General features: G+C 66.6%; 7 protein-coding genes. All 7 read left to right on the top strand.

Annotated features, from left to right (window positions below):
- Positions 1 to 3,159 carry an efflux RND transporter permease subunit gene (locus AC1Q5S_RS15830; RefSeq protein WP_422205853.1) on the top strand — a complete coding sequence of 1,053 codons (3,159 nt, stop codon included), beginning with the start codon at positions 1 to 3 and terminating at the stop codon, positions 3,157 to 3,159.
- Complete coding sequence (locus tag AC1Q5S_RS15825; protein ID WP_422205855.1) at positions 3,156 to 4,664, top strand: efflux transporter outer membrane subunit; 1,509 nt, start codon at positions 3,156 to 3,158, stop codon at positions 4,662 to 4,664. The genes AC1Q5S_RS15830 and AC1Q5S_RS15825 overlap by 4 nt, the downstream gene beginning before the upstream one ends.
- Before the next feature lie 366 nt (positions 4,665 to 5,030).
- On the top strand, positions 5,031 to 7,478 hold the full coding sequence (gene nirB / locus AC1Q5S_RS15820) for a nitrite reductase large subunit NirB (RefSeq protein ID WP_287876919.1): 2,448 nt from the start codon (positions 5,031 to 5,033) through the stop codon (positions 7,476 to 7,478).
- A gap of 67 nt (positions 7,479 to 7,545) precedes the next feature.
- Positions 7,546 to 7,938, top strand: coding sequence for a nitrite reductase small subunit NirD (nirD, locus tag AC1Q5S_RS15815; RefSeq protein ID WP_287876918.1), 393 nt, complete (start codon positions 7,546 to 7,548; stop codon positions 7,936 to 7,938).
- A gap of 103 nt (positions 7,939 to 8,041) precedes the next feature.
- Entirely contained in the window at positions 8,042 to 8,854 is an 813-nt protein-coding gene (locus AC1Q5S_RS15810) for a formate/nitrite transporter family protein (RefSeq protein WP_092698820.1), read from the top strand.
- Between the two features lie 79 nt (positions 8,855 to 8,933).
- Positions 8,934 to 10,670 (top strand): bifunctional protein-serine/threonine kinase/phosphatase, encoded by a 1,737-nt coding sequence (locus AC1Q5S_RS15805; protein ID WP_422205858.1) that lies wholly within the window; start codon positions 8,934 to 8,936, stop codon positions 10,668 to 10,670.
- 398 nt (positions 10,671 to 11,068) lie between these two features.
- Positions 11,069 to 13,987, top strand: a complete 2,919-nt coding sequence (locus AC1Q5S_RS15800; RefSeq protein WP_303838136.1) for a nitrate reductase — start codon at positions 11,069 to 11,071, stop codon at positions 13,985 to 13,987.
- The last annotated feature ends 30 nt before the right edge of the window (positions 13,988 to 14,017 follow it).

The following is a 14,017-nucleotide window of genomic DNA, read 5'->3' as shown; positions in this document are numbered from 1 at the left end:
ATGGCACAGTTCTTCATCAACCGGCCCATCTTCGCGTGGGTCATCGCCATCATCATCATGCTGGCCGGCGCCATGTCGATCAAGACATTGCCGCTGGAGCAATACCCCGACATCGCGCCGCAGCGCGTGTCGATCAGCGCCCTGTACACCGGTGCGTCGGCCAAGACCGTCGAGGAATCGGTCACGCAGGTGATCGAGCAGCAGCTCAAGGGCCTCGATAACCTGATCTACATGGGCTCGACCAGCGACGCCTCGGGCAGCTCGCGCACCACGCTCACCTTCAATGCCGGCACCAACATCGACGTGGCGCAGGTGCAGGTGCAAAACAAGCTGCAGCAGGCCATGTCGCGCCTGCCGCCGGCGGTGCAAAGCCGGGGCGTCACCGTCACCAAGGGCGGCAACGACTACCTGATGATCATCACCTTCACCTCGCCCGACCCCAGCGTGTCGCAGGTGGACATTGGCGACTACATCACCAGCAACCTGGTGGACGTGATCAGCCGCATCGACGGCGTGGGCGACGTGCTCACGCTGGGCACCGGCTACGCCATGCGCGTGTGGCTCGATCCGGGCAAGCTCGAAAAATATGCGCTCATGCCGTCCGATATCGGCAGCGCCATCAACGCGCAGAACGCACAGGTGTCGGCGGGCCAGCTGGGGGCCCTGCCCGCCGTGGGCGAGCAGCAGCTCAATGCCACCATCACGGCGCGCAGCAAGCTGCAGACGAAAGAAGAGTTCGAGCAGATCGTGCTCAAGTCCACCACCGACGGTGCCGCCGTGCGCCTCAAGGACGTGGCGCGCATCGAGCTGGGGGCGGAAAACCTCACCATCACCTCGCGCCTGAACGGCCAGCCCGGCGCCAGCATGGGCGTGGTGCTGGCCGACAGCGCCAACGCCATGGCCGTGGCCACAGCCGTCAACGCCAAGATTGCCGAGCTGCAGCCGTTCTTTCCCTACCAGCTCAAGCCCTTCACCAGCTACGACACCACACCGTTCGTCAGCGCCTCGATCGAAGAAGTGGTCAAGGCCCTGCTCGAAGCCATGGCGCTGGTGGTGCTGGTGATGTATGTGTTCTTGCAGAACTTCCGCGCCACGCTGATCCCGGCCATTGCCGTGCCCGTGGTGCTGCTGGGCACCTTCGGGGTGCTGTCGGCAGCGGGTTTCTCGATCAACACGCTCACCATGTTCGGCCTGGTGCTGGCCATCGGCCTGCTGGTGGACGACGCCATCGTGGTGGTGGAAAACGTCGAGCGCGTGATGGGCGAGGAAGGCCTGTCGCCCAAGGAGGCCACGCGCAAATCGATGGCCGAGATCACGCCCGCCCTCGTGGGCATCGCCCTCACGCTGTCGGCGGTGTTCATCCCCATGGCGTTCTTTGGCGGCTCCACCGGCGTGATCTACCGGCAGTTTTCCATCACCATCGTGTCGGCCATGGTGCTGTCGGTGCTGGTGGCCCTGACGCTCACGCCCGCGCTGTGCGCCACCTTGCTCAAGCCCATTGCCAAGGGGCAGCACAGCCCCTTTGGCGCACCGCGCAAGGGCATTGCGGGTTGGATCGACCGCTTTTTTGTGGGGTTCAACCGCCGCTTCGACCGCACGGCCGACAGCTACCAGCGCGGCGTGGGCGGCGTGGTGCGCCGGGGCAAACGCATGATGCTGGTGTACCTGCTGATCTGTGCGGGCATGGCGGTGCTGTTCTTGCGCCTGCCCACGTCGTTCTTGCCCAATGAGGACCAGGGCGCGATATCGGTGCAGATCACCCTGCCACCGGGCTCTTCCAACGCGCGGTTGCAGGCCGTGATGGCGCAGGTGCAAAAGTACTTTGCGGCCCAGCCCGATGTGATCAGCTTCAACTCCATCACCGGCTCGGGCGGCGACCAGAGCTCGGCGCGCGGCTTTGTGCGGCTGACCAACTGGAGCCAGCGCAAGCGCCCAGACCAGAGCGCCGACGCCATTGCGCGCAAGGCCACCAAGGACCTGGCCGCCATCCGCGATGCGCGCATCTTCGTGCTGCTGCCGCCTGCCGTGCGCGGGCTGGGGGCCAATGCGGGGTTCAACTTCCAGCTCAAGGACCTGAACGGCCTGGGCCACGACGCGCTGGTGGCTGCACGCGACAAGGTGCTGGACCTGGCCGCCAAGCGCCCCGAACTGAGCAACACGCGCAGCACCAACCTCGATGACACCGCGCAGCTGGGCGTGGACATCGACGACCGCAAGGCCGGCGCCCTGGGTCTGGCCACGGTGGACGTGAACAACACCCTGTCGAGCGCGCTGGGCGGCACCTATGTGAACGATTTTCTGAACAAGGGGCGCGTCAAGCGCGTATACATGCAGGGCGATGCGCCATTTCGCATGCTGCCGCAGGACGTGGCCCCCTGGACGGTGCGCAACAACCAGGGGCAGATGGTGCCATTCTCGGCATTTTCGAGCACCCGCTGGACCTATGGCTCGCCGCAGCTGCAGCGCTACAACGGCGCCCCCAGCTATGAATTCGTGGGCAATGCGGCCGCGGGCGTGAGTTCGGGCGTGGCCATGGCGGCGGTCGAAAACATCATGAAGGAAATGCCGCCCGGCATTGGCTACGAATGGACCGGCGCCTCGTTCCAGGAGCGGCTCTCGGGCTCGCAGGCGCCGCTGCTGTATGCGGTGTCGATCCTGTTCGTATTCTTGTGCCTGGCCGCGCTGTATGAAAGCTGGTCGGTGCCGTTCTCGGTGATTCTGGTAGTGCCGCTGGGCATTGTCGGGGCGCTGCTGGGCATCGGTTTTCGCGGACTGCCGAACGACGTGTACTTTCAGGTGGGCCTGCTCACCACCGTGGGGCTGTCGTCCAAGAACGCCATCCTGATCGTGGAATTTGCCACCCAGCTGCAAGAGCGCGGCCGCAGCGTGGTGGACGCCACGCTGGAGGCCGTGCGCCTGCGGTTGCGGCCCATCTTGATGACCTCGCTGGCCTTTGGTTTTGGCGTGCTGCCGCTGGCCCTGGGCACGGGTGCCGGCGCCGGCGGCCGGCAGGCCATTGGCACGGCCGTGCTGGGTGGCATGGTGTCGGCCACCGTGCTGGGCATCTTTTTTGTGCCGGTGTTCTTTGTGCTGATTCGCGGTTACTTTGCCGACCGCGCAGCCAGACAATTGGCCAATGAAACGGGAGCCCCCGCATGAGCCGCCCCCCCCTGATCGCACCCCGCCACACCGTGGGCGCCCTGGCGCTGCTGGCACTGCTGGCGCTGGCGGGCTGCACCAGTCTGGCACCCGACTACCTGCGCCCCGCGCTGCCCGTACCGGCCACGCTGCCGGGCACAGAGGGGCAACCCGGCACTCCTGTGCCCGACTCCGGCCCCATGGGCTGGCAGGATTTCCTGCAGGAGCCGCGCCTGCGCGAGCTGGTGGCGCTGGCGCTGCAGAACAACCGGGACCTGCGCGTGGCCGTGCTGGCCATCGAAAAAGCCCGCGCGCAATACGGCGTGGAGCAGTCCAGCCGCTTCCCCGCCGTGGGCGCCACCGGCGCCGGCACGCGCACGCGCACCGCCCAGGACCTGACCACCGGTGGCCGCTCGCCCACCAGCAGCCAGTACAGCGCGCAGCTCGGGTTCAGCAGCTACGAGATCGACCTGTTTGGCCGCGTGAAAAGCCTCAACGAGGCCGCACTGCAGGAATTCTTGCGCACCACCGAAAGCCGCCGCAGCGTGCAGCTGAGCCTGGTGGCCGAGGTGGCCAATGCGTGGCTCACGCTGGATGCCGATGGCCGGCGCCTGCAACTGGCGCAAGACACGCTGCGCAGCCGCCAGAAGTCGTACGCACTGACCGAGCGCAGCCACGCGCTGGGTGCGGCCTCGGGCCTCACGCTGGCGCAGGCCCAGACCACCGTGGACGCGGCCCGCGCCGACGTGGCCGCCTTCACCAGCCAGGTGGCGCGCGACCGCAATGCGCTGGCCCTGCTGGTGGGTGCGCCCGTGCCTGCCGCGCTGCTGCCCGAGAGTGCTGACACGGCCGCATCGGCATCCACAGAGCCCACAACCCCCCTCGCGCCACCCGCCGCCGCGCTGCTGGCGATTCCGGCCCATCTGCCCTCGTCGGTGCTGCTCCACCGCCCCGATGTGCGCGCGGCCGAATACACCCTGCGCGGCGCCTACGCCAGCATAGGCGCGGCACGGGCGGCGTTCTTTCCCAGCATCGCGCTCACGGCGTCGGCGGGCACCGCGAGCAATGCGCTCTCGGGCCTGTTCGACGGCGGCAACGGCACCTGGAGCTTTGCGCCGCAGATCCGCCTGCCCATCTTTGATGCGGGCCGCAACCGCGCCAACCTGCAGATCGCCGAAACCGCGCGCGACACCGCCGTGGCCCAGTACGAAAAGGCCGTGCAGACCGCGTTCCGCGAAGTGGCCGATGCCCTGGCCGACCGCGCCACGCTGGCCGAGCGCCTGCAGGCCCAGCAATCGCTGCAGGCCGCCACGCTGAAGGCGCTGCAGCTGTCCGAAGCCCGCTACCGCCTGGGCGCCGACAGCTACCTGCCGGTACTGGACGCCCAGCGCTCTCTCTACAGCGCGCAGCAGACACTGATTGCGCTCTTGTTGGCCGAGCAGGCCAACCGGATCACGCTGTACAAGGTGCTGGGGGGTGGCTGGAGCGACGACACCACGGACGGTACGGCAACGCCCGGCGCCTGAAGGGGCGCTTTCGCCCCACCCGACGGGGAATCCCCCTGGGCTGCCCATGCACCAAGCTGGCACGGCCGCCACGCAGGCCCTGCACCGATATCGACATCGGTTCCGATATTGCTTCCAAATTGATAGCTTAAAACGCTTTTCAAATAAGCGATACCGCATGATTTACCTTACACCACCCATTTTCACCATCGCTGGCACAGGCCTTGCATAACCCTGGGCGTGGCCAAGGTAGGCCACCTGTTGAGCCCGGTGCAATGGCGGATCGGGCTGACGAAGACGATGGCGTCCCTGCGGGAGTACTGGCTGCGAAGCCGGTGCACCGTGCGGACGCCTTTTTGTTTTTCCGAAACGCCTACGGGGGTCACGATGAAAAAATCCAGGCTGGTGATGGTGGGAAATGGCATGGCCGGCGTCCGCTCGCTCGAAGAGCTGCTGAAAATTGCGCCCGACCTCTACGACATCACGGTGTTCGGTGCCGAACCGCACCCCAACTACAACCGCATCCTGCTGTCTCCCGTGCTGGCGGGCGAGCAAACGATTGACGAGATCATCCTCAACGACTGGGCCTGGTACCAGGACAACCACATCACGCTGCACACCGGCTTTACCGTGACCGACGTGGACCGCGTGCACCGCACCGTGCATGCCGCCAACGCCGCGGGCGAAACCATCACCGCCGAATACGACCGCCTGATCATGGCCACGGGCTCCAACCCGTTCATCCTGCCCATTCCCGGCAAGGATTTAAAGGGCGTGCTGGCCTACCGTGACATTGCCGACACGCAGGCCATGATCGACGCGGCCGCCACCTACCAGCACGCCGTGGTCATCGGCGGCGGCCTGCTGGGGCTGGAGGCCGCCAACGGCCTCATGAAGCGCGGCATGCAGGTGACGGTGGTGCATGTAGGCGACTGGCTGATGGAGCGCCAGCTCGACGATGTGGCCGGCAAGATGCTGCAGAAGTCGCTGGCCGAGCGCGGCATGCAGTTTCTGATGAAGGCGCAGACGCAGGAGCTGGTGGGCAACGCCGAGGGCCGCGTGGCCAGCGTCAGGTTCAAGGACGGCACCGAGGTGCCGGCCGACCTGGTGGTGATGGCCGTGGGCATCCGCCCCAACACGCAGCTCGCCGAAAAGATGCGCCTGCATGTGAACCGCGGCATCGTGGTGAGCGACACGCTGCAGACCACCACCGACGCGCGCATCTACGCCGTGGGCGAATGTGCCGCGCACCGGGGCATTGCCTATGGCCTGGTGGCCCCGCTGTTCGAGCAGGGCAAGGTGCTGGCCAACCACCTGGCCGAGTTCGGCATCGGGCGCTACCAGGGTTCGCTCACGTCCACCAAGCTCAAGGTCACGGGCATCGACCTTTTTTCAGCAGGCGACTTCCAGGGCGGCGAGAACACCGAAGAGATCGTGATGAGCGACCCCTTTGGCGGCGTGTACAAGAAGCTGGTGCTCAAGGACGACAAGCTCGTGGGCGCCTGCCTGTACGGCGACACGGTGGACGGCTCCTGGTACTTCAAGCTGCTGCGCGACGGCCGCACGGTGACCGACATCCGCGACAAGCTGATGTTTGGCGAAAGCAACATCGGCGATGCAGGCCACCAGGGCCAGAACAAGGCCGCCGCCATGGCCGACACCGACGAGGTCTGCGGCTGCAACGGCGTGACCAAGGGCGCCATCTGCAAGGCCATCAAGGACAAGGGCCTTTTCACGCTGGATGAAGTGCGCAAGCACACCAAGGCCAGTGCATCGTGTGGATCGTGCACGGGCCTGGTCGAGCAGATCATCATGTTCACGGCCGGCGGCGACTACAGCGCCACGCCCAAGACCAAGGCGATCTGCGGCTGCACCGACCATGGCCACCAGGCGGTGCGCGAGGCGATCCGCGCCAACAAGCTGCTGTCCATTGCCGATGTCTTTCACTTCATGGAGTGGAAGACGCCCAACGGCTGCGCCACCTGCCGCCCGGCCATCAACTACTACCTCATCAGCACCTGGCCCAAGGACGCCAAGGATGACCCGCAAAGCCGCGCCATCAACGAACGCAGCCACGCCAACATTCAAAAGGATGGCACCTACAGCGTGATCCCGCGCATGTGGGGGGGCGAGACCACGGCCGACGAACTGCGCCGCATTGCCGATGCGGTGGACAAATACCAGATTCCCACCGTCAAGGTGACGGGCGGCCAGCGCATTGACCTCTTGGGCGTGAAGAAGGAAGACCTGCAGGCGGTGTGGAAGGACATCGGCATGCCCAGCGGCCACGCCTACGCCAAGGCCCTGCGCACCGTCAAAACCTGCGTGGGCAGCGAGTGGTGCCGCATGGGCACACAGGACAGCACGCAGATGGGCAAGGACCTGGAGCGTGCCATGTGGCGCATGTACGCGCCGCACAAGGTCAAGTTTGCGGTGAGCGGCTGCCCGCGCAACTGCGCCGAGGCCGGCATCAAGGACGTGGGGATCATCGGCGTGGACAGCGGCTGGGAGATGTACGTGGCCGGCAACGGCGGCATCAAGACCGAGGTGGCGCACTTCTTCACCAAGCTGAAAACCGCCGAGGAAGTGCTGGAGTACACCGGCGCGTTCTGCGAGCTGTACCGCCAGGAAGGCTGGTACCTGGAGCGCACGGTGCACTACGTGAACCGTGTGGGCCTCGACTACGTGAAAAAACGCATCCTCGAAGACCACGCCGGCCGCCAGGCGCTGTGGGAGCAGCTGCAGTTCGCGCTCGACGGCGAGCCCGACCCGTGGTTCGAGTTGGACAAGGCGGCGGTAGACCAGCGGCAGTTCATCCCGATCGCCGCGGTCTGAAAGTTTTCATCTCAAAAGTGCCCTCAGCGTTTTACCGACAGGCGCAAGAAGCCACAAAGGAATAGCAATGACCGAATGGACATCCATCTGCCGCGTGGACGATATCCCCGTGCTGGGCTCGCGCCGCGTGGCCCGCGAAAAAGGCCTGGACGTGGCGGTGTTCCGCAGCGCGTCCAACGAAATCTTTGCCTTGCTCGACCGCTGCCCGCACAAGGGCGGCCCCCTGAGCCAGGGCATTGTTTTCGGCACCAGCGTGGCCTGCCCCATGCACAACTGGACCATTGGCCTGTGCGACGGCCAGGCCGCCGCCCCCGACGAGGGCTGCACGCCCCCATTTCAGGTGCGGGTGGAGGACGGCACCGTGCTGCTCAACACCCACGAACTGGCCCACCACGCCGTGAGCGAAACGCGCCCCATCGCAGGGCCGCAACGGCGCACCCCGGCCCCCCCGCCAGCGTGATCCCACGCCAGCCCCGACGGCTTGACACGCTCCGCGGGCAGGCCGGCATCCACCGCACCCTTGGCAACCCTGGCACTTCCAGACAGACCACAGAAAGAAACCCATGGCCTATCTCGTCCCCTCCGAATTCGTCACCAAAATGGTGGACGCCGGCGAATCCAAGATCTACATGTCCACCCGCGACGCCCTGATCCGCGCCTACATGGCGGGCGCCATCCTGGCGCTGGCGGCGGTGTTCGCCGTCACGGCCACCGTCATGTCGGGCTCGGCACTGGTGGGGGCCATCCTGTTCCCGGTGGGTTTTTGCATGCTCTACCTGCTGGGCTTTGACCTGTTGACCGGCGTGTTCGTGCTGACGCCGCTGGCCTGGCTGGACAAGCGCCCGGGGGTCACCATCCAGGCCATTCTGAAGAACTGGGGCCTGGTGTTCACCGGCAACTTCCTGGGCGCGCTGACCGTCGCCTTCATGATGTCCTTTATCTTCACCTATGGTTTTTCGGTGGCGCCGAATGAAATCGGCACAAAGATCGGCCATATCGGCGAGGCGCGCACCCTGGGTTATGCCCAATACGGCCTGATGGGCTGGCTCACCATCTTCATTCGCGCCATGCTGTGCAACTGGATGGTGTCCACCGGGGTGGTGGGCGCCATGATCTCCACCACCGTCAGCGGCAAGGTCATTGCGATGTGGATGCCCATCATGCTGTTCTTCGCCATGACCTTCGAGCACTCGGTGGTGAACATGTTCCTGTTCCCCTCGGGTCTGATGATGGGCGGCAACTTCTCGATCCTCGACTACTTCATCTGGAACGAGATCCCCGTGGTGCTGGGCAATCTGGTCGGCGGCCTGGCCTTTACCGGGCTCACGCTGTACGCCACCCACATCAAGACCGGCCCCAAGCGCAAGCTCGTCTGAGCCCCCCGCATCCGCCGGGTGCCAACGCGGCAATGCTCCTGCGGTCCCGAACCCGACACCCTGAACGAATGGCGCGCCAATGAGCGACACCCTGAAAGTGAGCATTGGCCAGCATTCTGACAAGGGGCGCAAGGAAGTCAACCAGGATTTCCACGGCGCCTGCGTGCCCCAGGGGCAGGTATTGGCCGCCAAGGGGGTGGTGGTGGCACTGGCCGATGGCATCAGCAGCAGCGATGTCAGCCAGATCGCCAGCGCCGCCGCGGTGCACGGGTTGCTCCAGGACTACTACTGCACCTGCGACGCCTGGAGCGTCAAGCGCTCGGCACAGTGCGTGCTGGCGGCCACCAACTCGTGGCTGCACGCACAAACCCAGCGCAGCCCCTACCGCTTCGACAAAGACCGCGGCTACGTCTGCACCCTCAGCGCGCTGATCGTCAAATCCACCACCGCACACCTGTTGCATGTGGGCGACACGCGCATCTACCGCGTGCAGGGCAAGGCACTGGAGCAGTTGACCGAAGACCACCGGGTACGCCTTCCGGACGGGCAGATCTACCTGGGCCGTGCGCTCGGGATTCAGCCGCAGCTGGAGGTGGACTACCAGGCCCTGCCGGTAGAGCCCGCAGACACCTTTGTGCTGACCACCGATGGGGTGCATGAACATGTCAGCGCCAGCTTCATCACGCAGGCCATTGAAACCCACGCAGACGATCTGGACCAGGCTGCCCGCACCATCGTGGACGAAGCCCTGCGCTGCGGCAGCGACGACAACCTGACCCTGCAGATCGTGCGCATTGATGCACTGCCCCACCAGGACGCCAGCGAACTGCAACGCCAGCGGGCCGCGCTGCGGTTGCCGCCCATCCTGGAGCCCCGTGCCCTGCTGGACGGCTACCAGATCGTGCGCGAGCTGCACGGCAGCCACCGCAGCCACATCTACCTGGCCATCGACACCGACAGCGGGCAGAAGACGGTGCTCAAGACACCCTCCATCGACCTGCAGGACAACGCCGCCCGCCTCGACCGCTTTCTGATGGAAGAATGGATTGCGCGGCGCATTCACAGCCCCCATGTGCTGCGGCCCGCCCCCTCGGAACGCAAGCGCGGGTACCTTTACGTGGCGATGGAATACGTGCAGGGGCAAACCCTGGCCCAGTGGATGATTGACCACCCCAGGCCCGAACTGTCGGTGGTGCGCGACATCGTGGACCAGATCGCACGCGGCCTGCAGGCCTTTCACCGGATGGAGATGCTGCACCAGGACCTGCGGCCCGAGAACATCATGATCGACACCTCGGGCACCGTGAAGATCATCGACTTTGGCGCGGTCCACGTCGCCGGCCAGGCCGAGAACGCGGCGCCCGGTGCCGGCGACACCGTTCCGGGCACCTTGCAATACGCGGCCCCCGAGTACTTTCTGGGCGAGCCCGGCACGCCGCAATCGGACCTGTTCTCGCTCGGCGTGATCACCTACCAGATGCTCACCGGGCGGCAGCCCTATGGCACGCAGGTGGCCGGGATCCGCACCCGGGCGGCACTCAGGAAGCTGCACTACGCCAGCGCGCTCGATGAACACCGCGCCATTCCGGCCTGGATGGACGCCGTGCTGCGGCGTGCCGTCCACCCCAACCCGCTCAAAAGGCAGGAAGCCTTGTCCGAGTTCGTGCACGATCTGCGGCAGCCGAGTGCGGCCTACCTCGGTCGCGCCCGCCCGCCACTGTATGAGCGCAACCCGATGGTGTTCTGGCGCACCATGGCGCTCGTGCTGGGGGCCGTCGTGGTGGTGTTGCTGGCGGTGATTCAACACCTGCGCTGACACCAGCGCGCCCCGGCGCGGCACGGCTGCGCGCCCGCTCACGCCACCCTCCCGTCCTGGAGCGCCCCGATGCACCACGCTGGTGCCAACCATCTGCCCGTGACCCACCCGGATCGGCGCCAGATCGGTGCCAGGTGGCATGTGGGCTGGCACATGTATTGCGTTACCTGTGCGAAGGCCCCGGCAGGGGCCGGTGAACCCGGGGTGCAATGGCGCAGCCAGGGGCACACGGACGAAGGCGTCTGCACCTGCGGTTTCAAAACCTCGAAGCCGCAGGGTGTGGGCGCTTTTTTTTGCGATTTTCCTTGGGGGCTTCGATGAAAAATTTCAGACAAACGATGGGGGACCCAGCGGACTTGTCCCTGGCGTACGGGGCAGAGTCCCTTGTCGTGCGTTCCATGCAGGAAACCCCATCCACCTGCCCCTACTGCGGTGTAGGCTGTGGTGTGATCATCGAAAGCAACGGCCCGCAGATCACCGGCGTGCGTGGCGACCCGAACCACCCCGCCAACTTCGGCCGCCTGTGCACCAAGGGCTCCACCCTGCACCTCACCGCCACCAGCACCCTCACCCTGCAGACCCGCCTGCTGCAACCACAGCACCGCGCGCAACGCGGCGGCAAGCCGCAGCCGCTGCCATGGGATGCAGCACTGGCCATGGCGGCCGACCGATTCGCCACCACCGTCGCACAGCATGGCCCCGACGCCGTGGGCTTCTACGTCAGCGGCCAGCTGCTCACCGAGGACTACTACGTCTTCAACAAGCTGGCCAAGGGCCTGATAGCCACCAACAACATCGACACCAACTCGCGCCTGTGCATGAGCAGCGCCGTGGCCGGCTACAAAGCCACGCTGGGTGCCGATGCGCCGCCTGCCTGCTACGACGACGTGAACCACGCACAGTGCCTGTTCATCGTGGGCAGCAACGCGGCCTGGGCGCACCCCGTGCTGTTTCGCCGCATCGAAGACGCACGCGCCGCCAACCCGGGCATGAAGGTCATCGTGGCCGACCCGCGCCGCACCGACACGGCCGGCATGGCCGACCTGTTCCTGCCCCTCCAGCCCGGCAGCGACGTGATGCTGTTCAACGGCATGCTGCACCTGATGCTGTGGGAAGGCTGGGTGGATGCCAGCTACATCGCCGCGCACACCACGGGCTTTGACGCACTCAAGGCCCTGGTGCGCGAAGCCACGCCTGAGCGCGTGGCCCAGGTGTGCGGCATTTCGGTGGCCGACCTGACCACCGCCGCCCAGTGGTTTGCCACGGGAGCCACAGGCGACCCGCAGCGTCGCAAGGCCACTTTGAGCCTGTACTGCCAGGGCCTGAACCAGAGCAGCAGCGGCACCGCCAAGAACGCCGCACTCATCAACCTGCACCTGGCCACGGGCCAGATCGGCAAGCCCGGCGCCGGCCCCTTCAGCCTGACGGGCCAGCCCAACGCCATGGGCGGGCGCGAGGTGGGCGGCCTGGCCAATCTGCTCAGCGCGCACCGCGATCTGGCCAACCCGGCACACCGCGCCGAGGTGGCCGCGCTGTGGGGCGTGGCCGATGTGCCCAGCCAACCCGGCAAGACGGCCGTGGAAATGTTCCAGGCCGCCGCCGACGGCGAAATCAAGGCGCTGTGGATTGCCTGCACCAACCCCGCGCAGAGCATGCCCGACCAGGCCACCGTGCGCCGCGCCCTGCAGCGCGCCGAGTTCGTGGTGGTGCAGGAGGCTTTCGCCACCGCCGAAACCTGCGCATATGCCGACCTGCTGCTGCCCGCCACCACCTGGGGCGAAAAAACCGGCACGGTGACCAACAGCGAACGCCGCATCTCGCGCGTGCGCTCTGCCGTGCCCGCACCCGGCCAGGCGCGCCACGACTGGGCCATTGCGGTGCAATTTGCGCACCAGCTCGAGGCGCGGCTGCGCCCCGGCCAGCCCACGCTCTTCCCCTATGCGACCGACCACGCCGACGCAGGTGCCGAAGCGGTGTGGAACGAGCACCGCGAAAGTACGCGCGGGCGCGACCTCGACATCACGGGCCTGTCGTGGCAGATGCTCGAATCCCAAGGCCCACAACAGTGGCCGTGTCCTGCGGACCCGGCCGGCGGCGGCAATGTGGACGGCAACGCGACAGCGTTGCCGGCCCGACGGCGCGACATGGGCAAGCCGCGCCTGTATGAAGACGGTATCTTCCCCACCGCCGATGGCCGCGCCCGCTTTGCCGTTCATGCCTGGCAACCCCTGGCCGAGCCCCGCGAGTCGCGCTACCCCTTCAGCCTGACCACGGGCCGCCTGCGCGACCAGTGGCACGGCATGACGCGCACCGGCCAGCTCGGCCGCCTGTTCGGCCATGTGGCCGAGCCCAGCGTGCAGCTGCACCCGCAGGACATGGAGCGGCGCGGCCTGCACAACGGCGACCTGGTGCATGTGACCAGCAAGCGCGGCTCCATCGTGGTGCCCGTGCAGGCCGATGCCACGCTGGGCCTTTCGCAGGCCTTCATGGCCATGCACTGGGGCAGCGAATTCCTGAGCGGCTGCTCGTCCACCGGGGAGCGCCTGGCGGGTGTGAATGCGCTCACCACCTCGGCGTTCTGCCCCACATCCAAACAGCCCGAGCTGAAACACGCCGCGGTCAAGGTGCTCAAGGCCGAACTGCCCTGGATGCTGCTGGCCATGGCCTGGCTGCCGGCTGACAAGGCACAGCTGACACGCGAAGCCTTGTCCACGCTGATGGCGCAGTTCCCATTTGCCAGTTGCGTGCCCTTCAGCAACGCCACCCCGCTGGATGATCCGGGCCGCGAGCGCACCGGTGTCTTGGTGCGCGCCGCCGCGCACGAGGCACCGCCCGAAGCACTGGTCACGCAGATCGAAGCCCTGCTGGGCCTGGCGGGCGCGGACACGCTGCGCTATGCCGACAAGAAACGCGGCCAGCACCGCGCCGCGCGCCTGGCGCGCCAGGGCGAAACCACCACACTCGAAGGCGTGGTGCTGGCCGGCGATACCAGCGCCGAAGGCTGGCTCAAGACCCTGCTGCAAGAGGAACTGCCCGCGCAAACCTATGGCCGCCTGCTGCTGGTGCCCGGCGCCAAGGCCCCGGTCGCGGTGCAGTCGCGCGGCAAGCCGGTGTGCAGCTGCTTCAACGTGACGGACGCCGCCATCACGGCCGAGCTGGCGAAGTGCCACGGAACCGACGACGACCGGCTGGCCCAGCTGCAAGGCGCCCTGCGCTGCGGCACCCACTGCGGCTCGTGCGTGCCGGAGCTCAAGCGCATGGTGCGCAGCACGGGGCCACTGGCCGCCACGCCCGCTCCTGCACAGGCCGTCATATAACCAAAAGTTCGCTGGATTGCAGGAAAATAG

The organism is Acidovorax sp. GW835-FHT14B10, from assembly GCF_058793725.1.
The sequence above is the reverse complement of the archived record's forward strand: the minus strand, read 5'-3'. Positions and strand labels throughout refer to the sequence as shown.